The sequence below is a fragment of the Paenibacillus sp. J31R120 genome, from assembly GCF_056269225.1.
This window is the reverse complement of sequence record NZ_JBWDNN010000006.1, coordinates 22,064-43,594: the sequence shown is the minus strand read 5'-3', so window position 1 is coordinate 43,594 and position 21,531 is coordinate 22,064. Positions and strand designations below refer to the sequence as shown.

Annotated in this window: 17 protein-coding genes; 2 read left to right on the top strand and 15 right to left on the bottom strand. The window is 49.9% G+C overall.

The window, feature by feature from the left end:
- Positions 1–66: 66 nt before the first annotated feature.
- Genes AC0YNW_RS20860 through AC0YNW_RS20835 form a run of 6 tightly spaced genes read right to left on the bottom strand, consistent with a single transcriptional unit; the run spans position 67 to position 7,764 of the window.
- Positions 67–1,479 (bottom strand): MATE family efflux transporter, encoded by a 1,413-nt coding sequence (locus AC0YNW_RS20860; RefSeq protein ID WP_475833593.1) that lies wholly within the window; start codon positions 1,477–1,479, stop codon positions 67–69.
- Complete coding sequence (locus tag AC0YNW_RS20855; RefSeq protein WP_475833592.1) at positions 1,476–3,230, bottom strand: ABC transporter ATP-binding protein; 1,755 nt, start codon at positions 3,228–3,230, stop codon at positions 1,476–1,478. Before AC0YNW_RS20855 ends, AC0YNW_RS20860 begins: the two co-directional genes overlap by 4 nt.
- Positions 3,227–4,936, bottom strand: a complete 1,710-nt coding sequence (locus AC0YNW_RS20850; protein WP_475833742.1) for an ABC transporter ATP-binding protein — start codon at positions 4,934–4,936, stop codon at positions 3,227–3,229. The genes AC0YNW_RS20855 and AC0YNW_RS20850 overlap by 4 nt, the downstream gene beginning before the upstream one ends.
- A gap of 55 nt (positions 4,937–4,991) precedes the next feature.
- A complete protein-coding gene (locus AC0YNW_RS20845; protein WP_475833591.1) occupies positions 4,992–6,473 on the bottom strand; it encodes an ABC transporter ATP-binding protein in 1,482 nt (493 codons plus the stop codon).
- Positions 6,470–7,147 (bottom strand): energy-coupling factor transporter transmembrane component T family protein, encoded by a 678-nt coding sequence (locus AC0YNW_RS20840; RefSeq protein ID WP_475833590.1) that lies wholly within the window; start codon positions 7,145–7,147, stop codon positions 6,470–6,472. The genes AC0YNW_RS20845 and AC0YNW_RS20840 overlap by 4 nt, the downstream gene beginning before the upstream one ends.
- The gene (locus AC0YNW_RS20835) at positions 7,147–7,764 is read right to left on the bottom strand and encodes an MptD family putative ECF transporter S component (RefSeq protein ID WP_475833589.1); all 618 of its coding nucleotides are present in this window, start codon (positions 7,762–7,764) and stop codon (positions 7,147–7,149) included. Before AC0YNW_RS20835 ends, AC0YNW_RS20840 begins: the two co-directional genes overlap by 1 nt.
- A gap of 246 nt (positions 7,765–8,010) precedes the next feature.
- Here AC0YNW_RS20835 and AC0YNW_RS20830 point away from each other — a divergent pair, with 246 nt between their 5' ends.
- Together AC0YNW_RS20830 and AC0YNW_RS20825 are read left to right on the top strand one after the other, a co-directional pair.
- Positions 8,011–9,009: an AraC family transcriptional regulator gene (locus AC0YNW_RS20830; protein WP_475833588.1), complete on the top strand. Its 999-nt coding sequence runs from the start codon at positions 8,011–8,013 to the stop codon at positions 9,007–9,009.
- Complete coding sequence (locus AC0YNW_RS20825) at positions 9,009–9,779, top strand: thioesterase II family protein (RefSeq protein WP_475833587.1); 771 nt, start codon at positions 9,009–9,011, stop codon at positions 9,777–9,779. The genes AC0YNW_RS20830 and AC0YNW_RS20825 overlap by 1 nt, the downstream gene beginning before the upstream one ends.
- Positions 9,780–9,922: 143 nt before the next feature.
- Here the strand turns inward: AC0YNW_RS20825 and AC0YNW_RS20820 are convergent, their stop codons facing one another.
- The 9 genes from AC0YNW_RS20820 to AC0YNW_RS20780 form a co-directional block, all read right to left on the bottom strand.
- Positions 9,923–11,365: a DHA2 family efflux MFS transporter permease subunit gene (locus tag AC0YNW_RS20820; protein ID WP_475833586.1), complete on the bottom strand. Its 1,443-nt coding sequence runs from the start codon at positions 11,363–11,365 to the stop codon at positions 9,923–9,925.
- Between the two features lie 421 nt (positions 11,366–11,786).
- The gene (locus AC0YNW_RS20815; RefSeq protein ID WP_475833585.1) at positions 11,787–13,523 is read right to left on the bottom strand and encodes an ABC transporter ATP-binding protein; all 1,737 of its coding nucleotides are present in this window, start codon (positions 13,521–13,523) and stop codon (positions 11,787–11,789) included.
- Positions 13,492–15,327 carry an ABC transporter ATP-binding protein gene (locus AC0YNW_RS20810; RefSeq protein WP_475833584.1) on the bottom strand — a complete coding sequence of 612 codons (1,836 nt, stop codon included), beginning with the start codon at positions 15,325–15,327 and terminating at the stop codon, positions 13,492–13,494. Before AC0YNW_RS20810 ends, AC0YNW_RS20815 begins: the two co-directional genes overlap by 32 nt.
- 22 nt (positions 15,328–15,349) lie before the next feature.
- Positions 15,350–16,339, bottom strand: a complete 990-nt coding sequence (locus AC0YNW_RS20805; protein WP_475833583.1) for an ABC transporter substrate-binding protein — start codon at positions 16,337–16,339, stop codon at positions 15,350–15,352.
- A 47-nt stretch (positions 16,340–16,386) separates the two neighbouring features.
- Positions 16,387–17,352: an ABC transporter substrate-binding protein gene (locus tag AC0YNW_RS20800; RefSeq protein ID WP_475833582.1), complete on the bottom strand. Its 966-nt coding sequence runs from the start codon at positions 17,350–17,352 to the stop codon at positions 16,387–16,389.
- A 241-nt stretch (positions 17,353–17,593) separates the two neighbouring features.
- Entirely contained in the window at positions 17,594–18,547 is a 954-nt protein-coding gene (locus AC0YNW_RS20795; protein ID WP_475833581.1) for a helix-turn-helix transcriptional regulator, read from the bottom strand.
- Between the two features lie 208 nt (positions 18,548–18,755).
- Complete coding sequence (gene glf / locus AC0YNW_RS20790) at positions 18,756–19,865, bottom strand: UDP-galactopyranose mutase (RefSeq protein ID WP_475833580.1); 1,110 nt, start codon at positions 19,863–19,865, stop codon at positions 18,756–18,758.
- On the bottom strand, positions 19,865–20,881 hold the full coding sequence (locus AC0YNW_RS20785) for a glycosyltransferase family 2 protein (RefSeq protein ID WP_475833579.1): 1,017 nt from the start codon (positions 20,879–20,881) through the stop codon (positions 19,865–19,867). Before AC0YNW_RS20785 ends, glf begins: the two co-directional genes overlap by 1 nt.
- A gap of 17 nt (positions 20,882–20,898) precedes the next feature.
- Positions 20,899–21,531 carry a hypothetical protein gene (locus tag AC0YNW_RS20780; RefSeq protein ID WP_475833578.1) on the bottom strand — a complete coding sequence of 211 codons (633 nt, stop codon included), beginning with the start codon at positions 21,529–21,531 and terminating at the stop codon, positions 20,899–20,901.

Below are 21,531 nucleotides of genomic sequence, written 5' to 3'. Positions count from 1 at the left end.
CCCTCCTGGTTTCATCCTGTTTCTAGTAAACTCGGATTCCCTCAGAGCATTACTGTGCAATATGTTCTATTGCGCAACAATACTTTCATCCGCCAAATACCTCTCCTGCTTGCGGAGCGTAGTGAAAGCTTTCTTGACCATGACAGCCGTCCACAGCACAATTAGCGCATCGATTGCAAGAGAACCGTAATACACGCCGGCTACGCCCATAATCTGAGGCAAAATCAGCATAACCGGCACATAAAAGACAAGTTGTCTCGCCATACCGATCAGGGCGGCCGGCTTCCCTCTGTCGATCGACGGGAAAAACGTCATCGCCATAAAAATGGCCGATAGCAGCGGCAGAATAGCCATATACAACCGAAAATAAAGCAGTTGATCGGGCGAAAACGGCTGATCCGGCATCATTAAGCCCATGACAAATTGCGGGACCGCCATCGATACAATCCAGAAAGGCAGCGTCAGCAGCAGAGAGGCAACGGTAAAGATTTTGTAGGCGCCGATCACCCGCTCTTGCCGTCCGGCTCCGTAGTTGATGCCGATGACAGGCTGCAGGGCCCGCATCAGGCCAAAGATCGGTGTAAGCAAAAACGTGAAAATACGATAAACAACGCCGTAAAAAGCGATATCCTGTACGGTACCGTAGCGGGCCAGCGCGTTAAAGACGACGATGCCTTGCACAAGGCTCATGACAACCATGATCAGGGATGACAAGCCAAGGCCCAAAATCGATTTTATAATAGCGGTATCCCAATACATGGCGCTAACCCTTGTCTTGAATGAAGAGAAGCCCCGGCCGAAATATAACCAGCCCAGCAGCGCATAAACGGACATGCCTCCGTTCGTAGCCCAAGCCGCGCCTTCAACGCCCAGATCCAGCAGCACGACCAGTACGTAATTAAAGAGCACGTCGGCAGCAAGCCCGATACCCATGATCAGAGCGGCAGCTTTCATTTTCCCTTCAGCTCTGACTATCATGTTTGTTGCGAGCCCGTAGATCCAGAATAAGGCCCCAAGGACGGTAATGCTGAAAAAACGCTCACCCAATACCAGCGCCTCTCCCTCGCCCCCCATTAATTGAATCAACTGGCCGGAAAACAGCAGTCCTCCAATCATATAGAGGGCGGTAAAAACAAGCGTAAGGCTGTTCACATGCCCCAGCAGCTTTTCCTGCTTTGCTTTGTCCTTGCCGCCGATGGCAATGCTTAGCACGGCTCCCGCTCCTACTCCGATCAGAGAGCCGATGCCGGTGCTGATCTGTGTGAGCGGATAGGCGACCGAAACGCCGGCAAGCGCCGTCTCCCCGATATAACGGCCAACGAATACAGCAGCGATGACCGCATTAAGCCCGTAAAGCACCATCGCAATAATTGCCGGCCAGGACAGGCGAATCATGACCTTCCACAAATCCCCGTTAAGAATAAATTGCTGCTCCGCTTTCTCGTTGCTCCTCTCACTCCCTGGCTCGTTTCTCTTCACAGTCCTCCCTCCTTTGCGGCAGCTATTTTCCAGCCGCTCGTTCTGCTTTGAATATCCCAAAGCTTGCCGTAGAGACCGCAATGCTGAAGCAGTTCCTCATGCCGTCCCTGACCGATCACCCGGCCTTTGTCCAGCACGATAATATTGTCCGAGCGGACGACCGTCTTGAGCCGATGGGCAATCATGACGACTGTGCGCCCCTTGACAAGGCGGCCGATGGCCCGCTGCATGTCGGCTTCATTCTCGGGATCAAGCGAGGATGTGGCCTCATCCAGCAGAATAATCGGCGCATCCTTCAATATGGCCCTGGCAATGGATATGCGCTGCTTCTCGCCGCCCGACAAGGTAGAGCCTCCTTCTCCTACAATCGTGTCGTAACCGAGCGGCAGCTTCATGATGAAATCGTGACAGCAGGCTTCCCGCGCCGCAGCTTCGATGTCCTCCTGTGAAGCGTCCTCCCGGCCATAGCGGATATTGTTGCGAATCGTATCTTGAAACAGGTAGACATCCTGAAACACCATGGAAATTTTTTTCATAAGCTGCTCAGGCTCTACCTTGCTGTGATCCATGCCGCCAAAGGTCACCTTGCCGCTTTGCGGATCGTAAAAACGTGCGATCAGACGAAGCAGCGTGCTTTTCCCGCTGCCCGAAGGACCGATGATCGCGGTCAGCGTTCCCTCCCGCATTTCTGCCGTCACGTCCTCCAGGACAGGTTGCCGGCTGTAGCCGAAGGTGACATGCTCAAAACGGATATGATGTCCCGCTCCCGCCTCCTGTTCTCCGCCCATAACGGGCTGCTCCAGCAAACTTACAATCCGCGCCCCCGCCATAGCATCATATTTGAAGGCTGGCAGACGCATAATGGCAACCGAAAGGGGGTCAAAAACACGGGTGCCGACGAGCAAAAACATCGCGAACAGCGGCACTGTCATATCACCGCCCACAATGAGAAATACTCCGACCATTGTGATGAGCGACAGACCGGTCTCCAGAAAAGCGATAGCAACGAGAAAAAATGGCCCCAGCGCCCCTTCCAGCTTGATACTCTCCCGCATATAGTTGCGGAACGCCCTTTCAAGCCTTGTGAAATTGACGCCGCGCAAATTGTACGCCTTAATCACCTTCATGCCGAGCAAATATTCATGCAGCCGATTCGACTGCATGACCCGCGCCTCGGAATGGCTTTGTCCCAGCTTGCGCTCCAGGCGGGCAACGCCCCACAAGATGAGCAGCGTGACGGGAAAACCCGCCAGCATGGCAGCCGTCAAGCGCCAGTCGATCAATACCAGTCCGGCAAATGCCATCAGCGGTATGACAATGCCGCTGACAAGCTGCGGAAGCACATGTGTCGCCGCATTTTCGGTCTGGGTAAAATCATTCATCATCGTATGGCCGAGCTCGCCGGAGTCCTTCTTGAGCAGAAAGCCAAGCGGCAGCTTGCGGATATGCTCGGCCAGCTTAATTCGCCCGTCCGCCGACGCCTCATAGGCTCCGCGAAAGACCTCCCGGTATGCCTGCCGTTCAGCAGCAAATACAAACCCCAGGAACAACAGCATTCCTCCCCAGGCAAGCCATAAGCCCTGGATCGGGAGGGCGGTCCCGCCAGCAAAGCTCTCATAAATCATTTTGACCGCCAGCGTCATGCACCCGAAGGGAAACAGATTGGCCAGGCCCGCGAGCACCGTCCAGGTTATCGGCCTCAGCATCTTCCCCGGATTGCCCGCCGTAATGGCATGCAGCCGCTTCATCATCGCGCCTGTACCTCCTCTCTTTGCTGCGTTTGATCGATTTCCCAGCCTGCTGCCATGGTATAGGCATCCCACATGCTGCGATACAGGCCTCTGCGGCCAAGCAGCTCGGCATGCGTGCCGATATCGTTGATTTCGCCTTCCTTCAGCACGATAATCCGGTTCGCCTCACAAATGGTCGTCAATCGATGGGCGATGATGAGCACCGTCTTCCCGGCAATAAGCCGCTGAAGAGCAAGCTGCATCTGGTATTCATTTTCCGGGTCGGCATAGGCTGTCGCTTCGTCGAGCACAAGAATAGGTGCATTTTTCAAAATCGCCCGCGCTACCGACACCCGCTGCTCCTCCCCGCCGGACAGATACACCCCGCCTTCGCCAATCAGCGTATCGTACCCTTGCGGCAAGTGCTCGATAAAGCTGTGGCACTGGGCTGCCCGTGCAGCGGCCTTGACCTCCTCCGCCGTCGCGGACGGACGGCCAGCCAGAATGTTGTTGTATAACGTGTCTGAGAAGAGAAAGGTGTCCTGGAACACGAATGACATTTTGTCCATCAAGTCCTCTGTTGCGATAGACCGCACATCCACTCCGCCGATGGAGATACTGCCCTGCTGGACATCCCAGAAACGCGGAATGAGCTGGGCCACAGTCGATTTGCCGGAGCCTGACGGTCCGACTAGCGCCGTGATTTCTCCCTGGCGTGCCATAAAGCTAAGTCCCCTTAGTACATTCGCGCCGCCTTCACCGCCGTATGAAAAAGCAACATTATGGAACTGCACATCATAAAAAGCTGGAGTCTGCGGCACATCCGGCTCAGCTACCGCCTGTTCCGCCAAAATACTGTCCATACGCCTGACGCCTTCGCCAATGACATTCATCGTAGAAGCCATATGGTTCAGCTTGAAAATTGGGGCGGAAATCCCCGGTGCCATCACGAGAAACAGCATCAGCGTAGCTGCAAATGCAACGCTGTCAGGCTGTCCTTCAATAAGAAACAGGCCTACCGGTAAAATAAAGGTAGCCAGCGACAGCACGATGACCTTAAATGAAACGTAGCCGTTTTGAAACTGGTCGGTATATTGGAGACTGAAATCGCGGTAGCGAACGATATCCTCATGAAATTTGCGGAAGGAGCGCACTGTCTGCCCGAAAATTTTGATGGACGGCATCCCCTTCACATACTGGATGGAGGAAGCGTTGATGTTTTCCAGCGCATCAAAATATTCCTTTAGCCCCCGCTTCGCCTTCTCCCCCGCCATCATGGAATATTGCGCCGCAAAGCCAATGATTATCGGGATCGTACAGGAAAGTGCGATCCAGATGTTCAGGAAAAACATCACCACAATGATCGCCGCAATCATCACGGCGGTGCTGATCAGATCAGGCAGCTGATGAGCGATGAACAGCTCGATTTTCTCGACATCCTGCTCCACGTTTTTTTTGATTTTGCCACTTGCGTTTTTGTTGAAATAACCAAGCGGGAGGCGACCGATATGCTCGGACAGCTTCACCCGGATGCCATATAAAATGCGGAAGGCGGCGATGTGCGACAGCATCCCTCCGACATACATCAAAAAGTAGCCGAGCAGCATGCCGCTTCCTCCGTAAATGGCCCAGCGTATCATAAACGGACCGTTTACGGCCGAAATATCCGTGGCATGACGCAGCAGTTCGCTCATCACCATGAATACCGATACGTACGGTACCAGCATCAGCATGACGCTGACCGCTGATAAAATGCCCGACCAGGCGAGCAGCGATTTTTTCTCACCGGCCAGCTCCAATAACCTGGGTATTCCCTGCTTTGCCCCTTTGCTCAATGCGGCCCTCCCCCTTTCGCTTTAATTCCAGCACGTAATCACAGGCAAGACCGATCAACAGCGGGTCATGGGTAATCAATACGACCGTTTTCCCCGACCAGGCCAGCTTTCTGACCCAAGAGACCACATGAAGCACGCCGTCGCCGTCAAGTCCGCTGGTCGGTTCATCCAGAATAATCAGCTCCGCGTCCGAGCAGTAGGCCGCCGCCATCGTTACCCGCTGCTTCTCGCCGCCGGATAGGGAGGCCGGATGCCGATCGCGCAATGCGCTCAGGCCAAACGCCTCCATGGCCGCATAAGCCTTGTCGCGCAGCGCCTCATCCAGCCGGCGTCCCAGCACCAGCTCATTGCCTACACTGTCGGCATAGAGCTGGTAATCGGCGTCCTGCATAACCAGATAGCTCATCGCGCGTCGCCGGCCGGCCGGCAATGCAATTCCGTCCTGAACAATCCTTCCGTTGCGCTGGCGCAGCAGGCCGCTTAATATTTTGCCGAGCGTCGTCTTCCCCGCTCCGTTCTCGCCCGTCAATGCGGTGACGCTGCCTCTCGGAAGCGCAAGATCGATACCGGTCATTCCTTCGTCACTGCGATTGTGGCGAAACGAGAGGCCATGACCCGTCAGAACGGGGGCTGAGTCAGCATCTTGCGACGCTTTGCCTGCCATATTGGTGTTCACCATATCGGGATGGCGCAGGCCATACGGACGCACCACTTCATAGGAAAGGGCGGCAAACTGCTGTCTCGTCCATAGTTGTGATATCCTCCCCTGCTCCATACATACAAAGGAATCAGCAATGGGCAGCAGGGCGTGCAGCCGATGCTCGCTAATGACAATCGTTGTGCCTCCCCGCTTGAGCGTGCCGAGCAGCTCGACGATCGCAGCTGTCGCCTGCTCATCCAGATTGGCGGTCGGCTCATCCAGGATAAGCAAAGGCGGCGACAGCACCGAAGCGGCGGCGATCGCCACACGCTGCTTCTGTCCGCTGGATAGCCGGGCCAGCTTTCGCTCCAGCAAATGCGTTATGCCGAGCAGCTCCGCTTGCCTTTTAACGCGCTCCATGATCAACTCCGGCGGCAGCCCCAGATTCTCTGCGGAGAAGGCAAGTTCATCCCTAACGTTGTCCATAAAAAACTGGCTGCGCGGGTCCTGAAATACAACGCCCAGCTTTCGCGTCCGTTCCTCAGGCGGCAGCGCAGCCGGATTGCTCCCGTCTACCATCACCTCTCCCGTTAATTTGCCTGGATAGCAGCCCGGCGCAAGCCCGTTCATCAGCCGTAAAATCGTGCTTTTGCCGCAGCCCGAGCGCCCGCAAAGCACAACGCACTGCCCGGGTGAGACGAACAGGGAAATATTCTGTACACCTGATTCCGACACAGAATCATCATCATCGTGACCGTACATAAATGTCACATTGCTAAGCGAAATCATAGGACACTTCCCCCTGCCGCAGTCGTCAGCGCGCCCAACAGGGCGTAAAGTCCAATCGCCGCAGCATCCATCCCCCGAAGCCCCGCCCGGTGAATAGTCGAACGGTTGTTGCTGCATTCGATTCCCCGCAGCTCAGCGGAGGAGGACAGCTCCGACGACAGCTTCAGACATCTCACCATCAATGGCACAAAATAGCACTCATATACGACCAGCGGCCGCTTCAATGGACTGTGCCAGCGCGGAAAAATACCTCTGGCCCTGATGCCGTCGCGAATCGCAAAAATCTCCATAAACAGGACTGGAAAAAATCGGATCAAAATGCACAGCATAACCGAAATCGGCTTGGGGCATTTAGCCCGTTCCAGCGCGTACATAATTCGGCTTGGAGATGTATGTACCAATACCGCGCCAATCATTGCAACCGGAATCATGCGTGAGAAAGTATACAAGATCAGACCAAAGCCGGCGGACCGGCCTGCCAGAACGTCCAGCAATGCCAATATGGCCAAGTACACCAGCACAAAATATACCGCCTGCCTCAGCATGCTGTGGCCGAGCATATATAGCGTACTGAGGCCAATCAAAGCGTGCAGCTGCCACTGATCATCTGCCAGCGCCAGAAACAGGGTAGCCGCAATTAAGATCATGACATGGGTTCTCGGATCGAGCTGCATTACACTAATTTCGCCTTTTTGACATGTTTGCGAAGCATCACACGGCCAAGCAAGCAGCCTCCTATAGCACCGACGATTGTAGTGATGCACATAATCAAAACCATATTGGGAGTCTCATAGTAGTAGAGCATATCGGCCAGCGCTTCCGGCGAATATTGCTCCTCAAGTCCGCCAACATACTTCTCTCTGAAAAAAATCAGCGGCACTATGCCGCACATCATGTAGCCGACATAGAATAGGCCGTAGGCAATCGCATTGCGCACTGGCTGTTTGTACCCCTCGCCTCCCCATACGATCAATTCACATAGCAACCCCGTTACCGCAAAGACAAGCAGATAATGAACTTGGCCGAATGCAACAAAAAACAGCCCGGAAAGCAAGGCACTGAAAAACAGAATGCCCCTTTTGTTGATTTTGCTGGCCATTACCATGTAGATCGGACCGTTGATAAGCGCAACTATACCGGTGCCAATCAAATAATTGATTGGATAGGCAAACATTCCGTTGACTGTGATTACGATCAGCATGACCACATTAAAAATGGCCAGTGTGATGAAATCCCTCATTTTCCATTTGTTCGTCGCAACATTTCCTTGAGCTTGCAGCCCTGTTTGCAAAATTTCTCCTCCTGACTACTTGTAAAATATTGACAAGTCTAATATAATCGTAATGCTTACGATTCTTTTCAATTGATAATCATTATCACTTCCATTATGATAAGTTTAAATGATTATGATTATCATTCTTACTTCGGCCTGCTCTTACTTTAATTTTTTTCAAGATACTTGGTCAATACTGTCAACCGACTATCGTCTTTTCCAGATATATTTTCGTCCGATCCTATTAATAAAGGGGGTTACGTAATGATGGATATTATGACGGAGGTGTTTCTGCCTTGCCTGGCGGAGACAGGCTTCTACCTTGATAAAAGCGGCAGGCATGGAAGCAAAGCCGGCGTTTGTTACACGCTTGCGCCCGAAAAGGGGCGCGGATATTTCTGGGCGTATTGTCATCACAATTTATTTTCTGTGTTTGTTCAGGATTTTGTGTTTCATGAAGACCTGCACCTGAAATACCTGCAGCCCGAATATATCTGCCTCAGCTGCTATGATTCCGTATCCGGCGAAGAGCTGGAGCCGAGCGGCCAGCTGACATGCAATTACGTTAAGGGACATCTGAGCGGCGGCAAGCTCTATCAAGCGGTCTATCGCAAAAATGTTCCCATTCGCTCGGTCGGAATCGTCATCATCCCCCAATACTTTGAAAGTTACATAAATGAAAAATATCCGGGGGAATACAAAGATCTTCGTACCGCTTTTACCGATGCGGAAGGCGTGGCCGATTTTCCCGAACTCGCCGTTCTTTTTCGCCAAATTCGGAACTACCGGGGCTTGGGCATATCGGCCAAGCTGTATTATGAGGGAAAGGTCGCTGAGGCATTAGCGCTTGTAGTTGAACGAAACTTGAAGACAAAAGCGGAGTATTCATCAGCATGCTTGTCCGACCAGGATTTAACCAATCTATCGGCAGTTATGTCCTATATCAACGGGAATTTTGCATCAGATATTCTCTTGAATCAACTGGCGAGAATCGCCTGCATGGGCACCACCAAGCTGAAGGCTTCATTCAAACAGCTCAATCATTGCACGATTACGGAATATATCCAGAAAACGAGAATGAATCATGCTGAAAATTTGCTCACAAACACCGATTTTAAAATCAGTCAAATTGCGTGCATGGTCGGCTACAAAAATGCCAGCCGCTTTTGCGAGCTTTTTCGTAAAAGCACCGAGCTGACGCCAAAAGATTACCGCAAAAAAATCAGGCCATACGCGCTGCTAAGTAACAATGGAGGGATATAATGATGGCTGCTGTCAAAAAAACGGCTGCTCCATGGCTGTTGTCCGAACCGTCTCCTGATGATGCTTTGCGCCTGTATTGTTTGCCGTATGCGGGCGGAGGCGCTTCCATGTACCGCGGCTGGGAGCAAGAGCTACCCGCAACTATAGGCGTGTATCCCATCCAACTGCCCGGACGGGAACACCGGAGAGCCGAGACGCCCTATACTGAAATGAGCCCGCTTGTTGAAGCCATTGGCGAAGCAATTGCCCCTTATGTGCAAACACCATTCATGTTGCTCGGGCACAGTTTGGGCGCTCGGATCGCTTTTGAGCTTGCCCACCGGCTGCGACGCAGCCCGGGGGTCCAGCCTTGCAGGCTGATCGTCTCCGGCAGCCGCGCCCCATACATCCCTGAACCAAGCCCTCTCCACAAGCTGACAGACGAAGCGTTCGTGCAGGAGCTGCGCCGTCTTTCCGGTACATCAGAAGCATTGCTCCAAAACAAGGAGCTCATGGACCTGTTTCTCCCAACCTTGCGAGCGGATTTCACGCTGGACGAGACATATATCTTTTCGGAGGAAGACAAAATGGATTGTCCCATATCGGCTTTTTGCGGCACAGATGATCCTGAAGCAAGCCGGGAAGAAATGGAGGCGTGGAGCAGCTCTACCTGCGGAGCGTTCACACTTGACATGATCGAAGGCGACCATTTTTTTGTCAAAACGAATAAAGCTCCCCTGCTGTCCACGCTGGCTGCAATCATTCGGCAGCATATGGAGTCAGAGGCATGAGCTTGCCGGTCATTACGGTCTTCAAAGCCGAGCATGCCTTCGGGAGTCCCTGCCGCCGTTCGTGCCGCCGCTAAGCAGTAACGAGATCCGCATCTGACCCGCCACCGCAGGGTAATTAATGGACGAATCCGCATTGGAATTACCTATCTAACGCGAGAGGATTTGATGAAGAAGGAAACAATTAAACCCACTGCAGCTATGATTAGAGTGAATATAAAGGAGTCTTGCACTCCGGCTGTTAATGAAGCCTCTATTGAAGAAGGGGCAGATGGATCGGTCAGATTGTTCATATAACTTTTTTGAGAAGCGGACATGATCGTAATTGCAACTGCAGTGCCAATTGCTCCCGATACTTGCTGTAATGTATTCATTAATGCAGTGCCATCCGGGTAAAGATTTTTCGGTAATTGATTGAGTCCATTTGTCTGAGCAGGCATCAACACCATCGATATACCTATAAATAGAATGGTGTGCATCACAATAACCATACTTACCGGTGTTTCAATGGTTACGTTTGACATGATCCATAACATGATGAGCATAATCGCAAATCCAGGTATAACAAGTCCTCTTGGTCCGAATTTGTCAAAGATACGACCTGTGATTGGGGACATTAATCCATTCAACACACCACCCGGCAATAAAACAAGCCCCGCAGTAAATGCAGTCAACGCTAACCCTGTTTGCAAATATAGTGGCAACAAAATCATCGTGGACAATATCACCATGAAGCAAATAAATACGACCAATAACCCAAGGGTGAACATTGGATATTTTAATACCCGTAAATCAAGCATCGGTTTATCCATTTTTAACTGTCGCAAAGTAAACAAGATCAGTGCAATAAGACCTAAAATGATCGTCGTTATTACAATCGTGCTTCCCCAGCCATTTTCACCTGCGGTGCTAAAACCATAGACGATTCCGCCAAAACCAATCGAAGATAGGAGAATAGATCGTATATCCATTTTGGGTTTCGTGATCGTCGAAACATTCTGCATATACAATATACCCGAGACTAACGCAAGAATCAGAAACGGTAAACAAACCCAAAAAATCCAATGCCAATTCAGTTTTTCGAGAATTAATCCTGAGATTGAGGGTCCTACTGCTGGAGCAAACATAATGACTAACCCTATAAGTCCCATTGTTGCACCTCTCTTGCCTACAGGGATAATCATTAAAATCGAATTAAACATCAGGGGCAACAATAATCCCGTACCGATCGCCTGAATCACTCGCGAAAACATTAATACTGCGAAGCTTGGTGCTAAAGCTGCGGCAAGCGTGCCCATAATTGAAAAAATCAATGACACAATAAATAGTTGACGTGTACTAAACCATTGGAGTAAAAGACCAGAGACAGGAACTAATATCCCCAAGGTTAATAAATATCCTGTTGTCAGCCATTGAACGGTGGAAGATTGAATTGAAAATATTTGGATTAACTCTCCAAGAGCCATATTTAAAGCCGTTTCACTGAACAATCCAATAAAACCCGCAATTAAAAAAGAAATTAATATTGGAGTCGTTTTACTCACTTTTGTTTCCTGGTCTGTTTGTTGTGCTACTACTGTTGATGACATGAATAATCCACCTCGAATTTTATTTTGTCATAAGGTTCTTGCCAACAAGACATCACGGGTAATCGCCGCAAAATCAGTGCATGGCATTGATAATGATTCTCATTATTTATGCTAGTGTAGCACGGACTAACACAAATTCAAATGCACCCATCACAAATGCGATATGAACAATTATCTAATCGAGATTTCTGACAAGGCATCTTGCTCCCGCTTTAGTGAAGGGCTCGAAGGACGCCGATGGCCATCGGATAACGCAAAGAACGTTAGCAAATGATCCGCAGCGCTTCTTTCCGGTACGTCTGCCGAGCATAGCTGGCCTGCCTCCCAGCACAAAAAAACATCCCCTGCATGCTGTTGGCGCTCCTAAATCGGGTTCGCCATCACTATGCCAGAGGATGTTTATTCATGTGCGCGAAGGCATTCAGGAAGACATCCGCCACTCGCCCGCTTCATGCTGCCGTTTCCACAGACGGGCATACAGGCCGTTCCATGATAGCAGTTCGTCATGGCGGCCTTGCTCTACGATCCGCCCGCCATCCAGTACAACAATCTGGTCGGCATGTTGTATCGTCTTCAACCGGTGAGCGATGACGATGACCGTTCGGCCTCGAACAAGCCGATCGATCGCTTGCTGAATCTCCGTTTCGTTCTCGGGATCGAGGGAAGCCGTCGCTTCATCGAGCAGTATGACCGGCGCATTTTTCAGGATTGCCCTTGCGATGGAAATTCGCTGTTTTTCTCCGCCTGACAGCGTGCTGCCGCCCTCTCCAACCGGTGTATCGTAGCCGCTGGGCAGTTTCATAATAAATTCGTGACAACAAGCGAGTCGTGCCGCTTCCTCGATTTCCTCTCGCGTTGCACCCTTTCGCCCGAAACGAATGTTGTTTGCAATCGTGTCCTGAAACAGATAGACGTCCTGAAAAACCATCGACACTTTGTGCAGCAGCGCTTCCGGTTCTAATGTGCGGATATCTTCACCGCCCATCGTCACCGTTCCCCGTTCCGGATCGTAGAAGCGGGCAATCAGCCGCAGAACGGTACTCTTGCCGCTTCCCGAAGGACCGACCAGCGCGGTGAAGGAACCGGATGGCATGCGTATGCTAACGTCCTGCAAAACCGCTTTCTCCAGATAGCCAAACGTAACCTGCTTCAATTCAAGATCATGTCCTGCAGACGGTTGCCGATCTCCTTGCATGACAGGCTCCCGCAAAAGCTGTACGATGCGTTCCCCCGCTTGCTCGTGATAGCGGAACTCCGCATAACCTACAAGCGCAGTCTGCAGCGGATCGAAGATCCGGGTGCCGATAATAAGGAACGCTACGAAAGTGGTGACATCCAAGCTTCCACCGAGCAGCAGATGAACGCCAATTATCACCATCAGGGTAAGTCCGGCCCGGATACAGGCAATTGCGCTTAGTACAATCGGTCCCAGCATCCCTTCGATTCGGATGCTCTGCCGCATCAATTCCTTAAACGAACGATCCAGCCGGGTAAAACGCTCCCCCGTCAAGTTATAGGCTTTGATGACGTGAATGCCGTTCAAGTATTCTTGCAGCCGGTTGCCGGCATCGATCTTCGCCCGCATATGCTGCGTGCCGAGTTTGCGCTGGATGCCGGAAGTCATGACCACCAGCAGAATAGCGACGGGAAGCGCCGCGAACAATGAAGACGCCATACGCCAGTCAAGGAATGACAGGCCGATCAAAGCAAGAACCGGCATGACGACAGCCCCGATCATCTGCGGCAACAGATGGGAGATGCCGTGCTCCAGCATCGTGAAATCACCCATCATCATATTGGCAAGATCGCCAGGATCGCGCCTGTTCAGATACCCTAGCGACAGCTTGCGCAAATGCTCGGCCAAGCGCGACCGTCCGTCCACCGCCGCGCTGTACGCATTGCGGTATTGGGAACGATAGGCGGGAACCTCGCAGCCGTACAAAAGAACAAGCGATACGGCCATGCCGCTGCACACCAACCAGAGCCGCCCCGTATCGAGCGGAATTTCGGGATGGACGAACGGGTCAAAGATCAGTCTCATCGCTTCTACCAGCAGCGCAAACGGAATTATGCCCGCCAAATTGGCAAGTGTCGTATACAAAACAGGTTTGATCAAAGTTCGCGGATTATCCGCCGTAATGTTGCGCAGCATGCTCATGTTCAGCCGCCACCTCCCCTTTGCCCATATGCCAGCGACCCGCTCTACAGTAGGAGCTCCACATCCGCCCATACAAGCCGTTAGACGCGATCAGTTCTTCATGCCGTCCCCGCTCAACGATTCTCCCGCTTTCCATCACGAGAATTTGCTCCGCATCCCGAATTGTGGACAGGCGATGCGCAATGACCATGACCGTCTTGTTTTTGATCAACGCTTTTAACGCCAATTGCATCTCATACTCATTCTCCGGGTCGGCGAATGCGGTCGCTTCATCGAGCACAAGCACAGGGGCGTTCTTCAGAATCGCTCTGGCCACGGCCATCCGCTGTTCCTCCCCGCCAGACAAATAGACGCCTCCTTCTCCGATCAACGTGTCATAGCGTTGCGGAAGGTTCTCGATGAATGCATGACACTGCGCCGCCTTCGCCGCGGCGAAAACTTCTTCCGGCGACGCGTCCGGCCGCCCGACCGCGATATTGTTGTATACGGTATCGTAAAACAAAAACGATTCCTGAAACACGAAACCAACGGTGTTCATCAGATCGTCGGAGACCATGTCTTGAATATCCACATCGCCGATACGAATCGCTCCCGCTTTCACATCCCAGAAACGGGGCACCAGGCTCGCCACTGTCGATTTGCCGGCTCCCGACGGACCGACGAGCGCCGTCACTTCCCCTTGGCGGGCGGTAAATGAAATGTCCGTGAGCGTGTCGGCGTTTGATGACCCCGCTCCATACGAAAAACTGACGTTATCGAAAGAAACATCAAACTCATTCGGCCGTTTCGGATGCTCCGGTTCCGGCACAGGCCGTTCAGCCAATATGCGGTCGATACGCTCCACACCTTCGTTAATATCTCTGAGCGTCGAAGTCAGGAACATGATTTTGAACATAGGAGCGGAAATGCCCGGCGCCATGACCATGAAAAACAGCAGAACGGAGGCGAAGGCGACGTTGCCTGGGTCCCGGCTCAGCAAAAACACGCCGACCGGCAAGACGAACGCGGCAAATGAGCCGAGAATGACCTTGAAGATCAAATATCCGTTTTGAAACTGATCCGTATATTTCACGCAATAATCGCGGTATTGGATCATGTCCTGATAGAATTGGCGAAACGATTGCACGGTTTGCCCAAACACCTTGATTGCCGGCATCCCCCGCACATACTGGACGGCGGAGGCATTCATCCGTTCCAGCGAATCATGATACCGCTTGACATTTTCTTTCGTTTTCGGCCCGGACATCAGCATCATCTGAACCGCAAAACCAAGGGCAATCGGCACGATGCATGCAATCGCCAGCCAAACATTGAGCGTAAGCATAACCGCGATCATCAGCAGCGTTGTCACTGCGACGTGAACGAGATCGGGCAACTGATGGGCGATAAACGTTTCGACTTTTTCCACGTTTTGTTCCAGCGTTTTCTTGACGGCTCCCGTTGAAGTACCGTTCAGCCAGCCGAGCGGCAGCTTACCGATATGTTTTGTCAGCTTGACCCGCATACCGTACAAAATCCGAAAAGCGGCGATATGGGATACCATACCGCCCGTGTACATTGTCGCCAGACTCCCGAGCAGACCGAGCAACGCAATCACGCCCCAGCGGATCATCTTGCCTCCGTCGGCCAAAACCGGTGATGCCGCATGTTCCAGCAAATCTTTTAGAATGAAATAGACAGATGCATAGGGCACCAGCATACATACTGCACTAAGTGAAGAAAGCAGTCCGGAGACAACCAACAGTCCGCGCTTTTCTCCGGCGATTTCCAACAGTCGGGATACCCCCGTTTTTTTTCGTGCCATTTTAATCCCCTCCAACCTCACCTCATTGCACCTGTTTCAGGATGTCGCCGACAAGCTGATCCAGCAGCGCTTCCTTCCCCAAGGCGAAAAATGCTTCGTTGTAGTTTTGGAGACTTGTCATGCGGTATACGTTTCCCGCTTTGACAGCAGTCAAATTACCCCAAATTCTACTTTCCTCCAGCACGTTTTGAGAGCTATCGGCAAGCAAAATCAAATGATCCGGATTAAAGGTAGACAAGCCTTCCAGACTGGTTACTTTGCCGCCCCAGGCATCTGGTTCGGGGAGACCTGGCGTACGGGGCAGCTTTAAGTCGTTGTACACGATATCGGCAATGCCGGTACTGGAGTATATGCGAATTTCTTTTTGCGTCGCTTCGATTATCGCGAACGTCTCGTCCCCGGTCATCGCTGTTATTCGCTCATGTTCTTTACGTGTCTTGGCCTCGTATGCTTGCAGCCAATCCTCCATTGCCTCCTTCTTGCCAAGCGTCTCGGCGATAAAAGCAAAACGTTCGCGAAACGCGTTAAATCCGTAGGGCACCCGTACCGTCGGAGCAATTTTCGACAACTGATCGTAGATTTTCTCCTGCGTGGGGCCGGCAAAAATGACATCTGGGTTGGCCTCCATAATCGCTTCCACATTTACGTCCGTCTGGAACCAGCCGCCGATAATGACACCTTCCTTCAGTTCTTTTTTCAGAATGGGAGTCACTTCGCCGGGATTCCCCATATCGGTGTTTCCTGTCAGCACAGGCTGAAAGCCAAGTACGAGCAGTTCTTCGGTAGAGCCAGAGATGTCCGCAATCCGCTCAGGTTTTGCGGGAATGATAACTTCGCCCTTGGCATCCTTGATCGTTCGGGTCAGTTGTTGCGAAAGCTCCTTTCCCGTCGAAGAATCGGGAACGGCTCCTTCACGTTCGCTCGTTGTATCGTGCGCTTTGCTGCATCCGAATGACAGCAATATCAGAATGAGACTTATACTCATGATCATCGCTTTTTTGAAACCCATCATATGATAACCTTCTTCGCTATTTTATGATTACATATTTGCCGACCGGGTTATTTTCCCAATGCCTTCATGATCTCCTCGATACCGTCGATCTTGGCGAGCGCCATCGGTCCGGGCAGCGAAGGATCGGCCAACTCATACAAGTGGTTGTTTTTCACTGCGTTCATGCTGTTCCACACCATGCTATCTTTCAGCGCCTCCTTGACACCGCCTTGAATCGGGTTTTGCCAATTGTTAATGACAAATAGATGATCCGGATTGAGCGCGGCCAAACTTTCGAGCGACACTTGCCCGCCTGCTCCAGCTCCGTCCACTGGCTTCAGCCCGAGCCCTTTATAAAATGGGTCAAATCGCCCATCGTTCCAGATCACAAAAGTTTCTTTGCCGCTGTACATCGTAAACATGACAGACTCCTGGCTGCGAAACGCCAACTTTTCTTTATATTCCGCAGATTTACGGTCAAACTCGGCCAGGACGCTGCTTGCTATCTCTTCCTTGCCAATCGCATCGGCAATTTGCTGCAGCGTGTCCCGCCAGTCGCCCGCTTGCGGGAACAGGACAGTCGGCGCGATTTGCGACAGCTTCTCATACTGATCCTCCATATCGTCCGCAGCGATAATAAGATCCGGCTGTGCGGCAAGCAGCTTCTCCAGATCGACCTCCATACCGAGATCCAGAATATTTTTTCCCGCGACACGTTTGCTCAAATTCGGAAAATTCTGCTCGATCGTTTCCACTCCTTGCGCGGCAATTGGATATTCATCCAGCACAGCAAGGTAGTCGACAAAGGCGATATAGGGTGCTGCAATTTTGATCGGTTTTGCTTGGACAACGGTTTCCCCCTTCAAGTGCGTGATCGTTCTGGGAAATCCGGAGACGATATTTTCTTCTTTGCTTGACGGAGGCAATTTTTCTCCTGGTTGTTCTTTTGTAACCGTTCCACCGCAACCTGCTGCCAACCACAATAACATGACTGAAATGGCGATCGATACTACCGTTTTTCGATTCTTATTCATGCTTCAATCCTTACCTTTCTATTTAGGTTTACGTTTCATTTGTCATTGCGATTAGTGAGGCCTTACAATGCGAATGAGACTCATTATCATCAAGAATACAACAATATGGAATGCAGCCTCCACCACTAGACGGAATATTTTCACGGTTACAGGGAGGAATCCATTCAACAAAAAAAACTGCTCCGAAGAACAGTTTTTCAGGTCAAAGAATGTTCAAGATTATATAGGCTGCAACACAAAACTAACGTCTGCTCAAGCTTCCGGGATTTATGCCATACTTATTCCGAAATGCCTCTGAAAAATAACTGGGATTGGAATAGCCTACCGCCAGCGATGTTTCATTGACATTCAACTCTCCTTGCTGCAACAGAAGAAAAGCCTTTTCTAACCGCTTTTCCCGCAAATAACCGAATACGGTCGTTCCGTATCGTTCTTTAAAGCCGGACTTTAATTTGTAGTCGTTCAGACCAACCATGCGGGACAGTTGGATCAGTGAGGGCGGATTTTCCATTCTCTCCAACACGATATCGCGTGCTTGATGTATTTTTTGCATTTCGGTTCTGGACAACTTCGGCAGCTTTGCATCGACAAGAAAGGATTGAAAGGCCGACATCATAAGCTCCAGCACGCTGCACTCCAATTCAAGGTTTCCTATTCCGCGCGTCTGCACAGAATGAGTCAACCGATTAATGATTACGGAAGCCGCCGGATCGATTGATTCGTGAAAGAGGCGAAATGGCTGTCGTCCCAGAAGGTTGGAGAAGTCAAGTTTCCTGATGCCCGAAACATCCTCCATATAGTGATGGAAGGTCGAGACGGGGATCCCGATCCCCAGCATCAGATAAGGCTGATTACTGGTAAATTCGAACTGCACTTTCACTTCGTCGATCAACTGAAGCGCGCACATACCCGGAACAAATTCGTATTGGTTGCGCTGAGCATGGACGACCCTTTTTCCTTGCAAACAATAGTGCAGCTCGACCATGGGCGCCCTTGTCATCAGCGGCATCATAAATTCTTTATGAAACTTCAAGTCGGAAAATACGATTTCGAAATCGGGGCGCGGAACGAAACGGCGAATGGTCCCCTCCACGATAGGTGTGTGCAGATTCATCTGTCCCGAACAGCCTGAGCTTTGCCGCGGTAACCCAAGCTCGTCGTAATAGAAATGAAAGTTTTGGTGGAAATTCCTCATATGATTTATTCTCCGTTTCGATACACGTTGTCATTGATAATCATTATCAATTATAGCATGCGCTACCCCCCTTGACTATCCGTAATCTGTTTCTTTCCGTTCGTCATGAGTGGTAAGAGTAAAGAAAAAAATGTCCTACGATCACAAATGGATCGCAAGACATTTTTCATCGACAGTCATGTGAAGCTTTGCCTGTGGACTGCATCCATTACATTCTTAAAACCTCCGCTGCCTTACGCAATGCAGTCTCCACAATTTTATCCATATTGTAATACTTGTATTCTCCTAAACGGCCTCCGAAAATCACGCTGTTCTCTTGCTCGGCCAACGTTTTATACCTTTCATATTGGGCATTGTTTTTCTCGTCATTGATGGGGTAGTAGGGTTCATCGCCCAATTTCCATTCGACGCTATATTCGCGCGTGATAATGGTTTTGTCTTGATCGCCGAAGTCAAAATGTTTATGTTCAATGATTCTAGTGTAGGGGGTCTGGCGGTCAGTGAAGTTTACGACAGCATTGCCTTGATAGTTGTCCCTATTCAAAACCTCTGTTTCGAATCGTAAACTTCTGTACTCCAACACGCCAAAACAATAGTTAAAATAAGCATCTACAGGACCCGTATACACGACCTTTTCCGCAAGACTATCCCAATACGTTTTGTTTTCCAGATAGTCCGTATCTAGTTTAACATCTATCCCTTCAATCATTCGCTCGACCATCGCGGTGTAGCCGCCCACAGGAATACCCTGATAAGGATCGTCGAAGTAATTATTGTCATAAGTAAATCGAACAGGCAATCTGCGGATAATAAAGGCCGGCAGCTCCGTACAGGGACGCCCCCATTGCTTTTCCGTGTAACCGCGAATCAGTTTTTCATAGATTTCATTGCCCACGAGGTTAATCGCCTGTTCCTCCAGATTTTGCGGGTTCTCAACATAACTTTCTTCCCGTTGCTGTTCAATGAACTTCTTGGCTTCATCCGGAGTCGTCACGCCCCATAATTTATTGAATGTATTCATATTAAAGGGCAAATTATAAATCTGGCCATAATAATTGGCTAACGGACTATTCGTATATCGATTGAAATCGGCAAATCGGTTAACAAATTGCCATACCGCGTGATTAGCCGTATGAAAAATATGCGCACCGTAGCGATGTACGTGTATATCTTCGACTTTTTCCGTATAAATGTTCCCTGCAATATGACTCCTCTTATCAAGAATGAGACAGGTTTTCCCTGCCTCATTCGCTTTGTGTGCAAACACCGCACCATAAAGACCAGCGCCAACGATTAAAAAGTCATATTTCACACTCATTAATTGAATCCTACAACTTTCTGCGATATTTTGTATGCCCCTACTGAAATGCGTCTTCCTACCCGGCCTGGCAAATGTAATAAGTGCCCCATAAGTCCGTGTCTAAAAGCACGATACATTTTAATATCCTGATTCCTGATATATTCCCAGAGTTCCTTTTTCTTCATCAAATTTTCTTTTGTACCTGAACGAATTAATAAAATGACCGAAACGACCGTTACAATTTCCAGATGATGAAGCATATACGCACGGAGCTTCGGACTTTGAATATTTGCCGATTTCATCGTTTCAATCATAAGTTTATTCACTTTAATTTGCTGGTCGATTCTTCTGATCATAATATTTTCCTGAACCGATTGACCTTCCCTGCCAATTAAGTATCTATAAAAATCTACATTCATATAGTACATTTTCTTAACATGTCCAAGCGGCTGATACACAAATAAATTATCAACATAAAAGGTATGCTTGGGAAGCTCAAGGCCGCAATCTTTAAGTATCTGCGTTCGGTAGATAACAGAGTGCATCAGAATATACTGCGCTTTGCGGAAAGTTCCAATGTCTTCCCAGGTAAAAATCTCCCCCACTGGAAGGACATTTTCATATTTCATCACTTTTTTATACTTGGCGCCTTCTTTTTCATAGACAAAATTGGTAATGATCATATCTACACACTCTGAAGCTGCATGGAAGTCAGCCAGAGTGTCTAAAATTTTGAGATAAGCTCGCGGATCTACCCAGTCATCACTATCCACGACCTTGAAATAGATCCCGGAAGCATGTCGGATACCTGTATGGATCGCCCCTCCATGCCCGCTGTTTTCCTGATGAATCGCTTTTATAATATGGGGATACTGACTTGCATAATCATCGGCAATTTGGGCCGTTTGATCGGTCGATCCGTCATTTACTATCAGTATCTCAACGCGTTCCCCGCCAGATAACAAGGACTCGATGCAATACCTCATATAATCTTGCGAATTATAGCAAGGAATGATGACTGATAATAATTTCATTGCAAACCCTACTTTCATTAAGCTGATTGTTCACGCTTCTGTTTGAATATGATTTTGAAGATCGGGAAAAAGACCCAGAACGAAATGGCGCTGTTAATAATCATTGTGATCACATCTGCGATGGTTTCCCCGATCCCTCCCATTCCCCAGGTGTTGATAAACAAGTTGTAAACAGGCGTTTTATAAAACCCTTGAGCTGCAGCCGCGCCAATCGTAATTACAATATAAGCAACCACATACCAAAAAGCACTAATCCAAATATTGGAGTTAGACTTAAAGGTAATGCTTCTCTGAGCAAAAAAATTAATGATTTGTGCAATTCCGATTGTGACTTGAACAGCTAAGAAATAGGCAAGCCCGCCTCCGCCTCCCGCTGCAAGCGAACCCGCTGCATAATCAAATACATAATAGTCACTTCCATCGAAGTTTTGACCAAAAAACAGCACTTGAAAATTCGTGCTTACCAAAGAAGTTTGGGAAAAGACTCTCTTAAATAGAGGCATTAACACAAACTGCAATAGGGTTATTCCATTACTCAACATAAAGAATACTAGAAATTGAGCGGTATTGGGATGCTTATTTTTGTAGCTATGCCATAATCCTATAATCTTCGAGCTATTTTTACGATCTGCTAATTTTTCGTTTTCCAT

Excerpts from the sequence above, each read along its gene's own strand:
- AC0YNW_RS20855 (WP_475833592.1), bottom strand. The coding sequence starts at position 3,230 with ATGATGAAGCGGCTGCATGCCATTACGGCGGGCAATCCGGGGAAGATG.
- AC0YNW_RS20850 (WP_475833742.1), bottom strand. The coding sequence starts at position 4,936 with ATGCTGGTACCGTACGTATCGGTATTCATGGTGATGAGCGAACTGCTG.
- AC0YNW_RS20845 (WP_475833591.1), bottom strand. The coding sequence starts at position 6,473 with ATGATTTCGCTTAGCAATGTGACATTTATGTACGGTCACGATGATGAT.
- AC0YNW_RS20840 (WP_475833590.1), bottom strand. The coding sequence starts at position 7,147 with ATGCAGCTCGATCCGAGAACCCATGTCATGATCTTAATTGCGGCTACC.
- AC0YNW_RS20830 (WP_475833588.1), top strand. The coding sequence starts at position 8,011 with ATGATGGATATTATGACGGAGGTGTTTCTGCCTTGCCTGGCGGAGACA.
- AC0YNW_RS20825 (WP_475833587.1), top strand. The coding sequence starts at position 9,009 with ATGATGGCTGCTGTCAAAAAAACGGCTGCTCCATGGCTGTTGTCCGAA.
- AC0YNW_RS20820 (WP_475833586.1), bottom strand. The coding sequence starts at position 11,365 with ATGTCATCAACAGTAGTAGCACAACAAACAGACCAGGAAACAAAAGTG.
- AC0YNW_RS20815 (WP_475833585.1), bottom strand. The coding sequence starts at position 13,523 with ATGAGCATGCTGCGCAACATTACGGCGGATAATCCGCGAACTTTGATC.
- AC0YNW_RS20810 (WP_475833584.1), bottom strand. The coding sequence starts at position 15,327 with ATGGCACGAAAAAAAACGGGGGTATCCCGACTGTTGGAAATCGCCGGA.
- AC0YNW_RS20805 (WP_475833583.1), bottom strand. The coding sequence starts at position 16,339 with ATGATGGGTTTCAAAAAAGCGATGATCATGAGTATAAGTCTCATTCTG.
- AC0YNW_RS20800 (WP_475833582.1), bottom strand. The coding sequence starts at position 17,352 with ATGAATAAGAATCGAAAAACGGTAGTATCGATCGCCATTTCAGTCATG.
- AC0YNW_RS20795 (WP_475833581.1), bottom strand. The coding sequence starts at position 18,547 with ATGAGGAATTTCCACCAAAACTTTCATTTCTATTACGACGAGCTTGGG.
- glf (WP_475833580.1), bottom strand. The coding sequence starts at position 19,865 with ATGAGTGTGAAATATGACTTTTTAATCGTTGGCGCTGGTCTTTATGGT.
- AC0YNW_RS20785 (WP_475833579.1), bottom strand. The coding sequence starts at position 20,881 with ATGAAATTATTATCAGTCATCATTCCTTGCTATAATTCGCAAGATTAT.
- AC0YNW_RS20780 (WP_475833578.1), bottom strand. The coding sequence starts at position 21,531 with ATGGAAAACGAAAAATTAGCAGATCGTAAAAATAGCTCGAAGATTATA.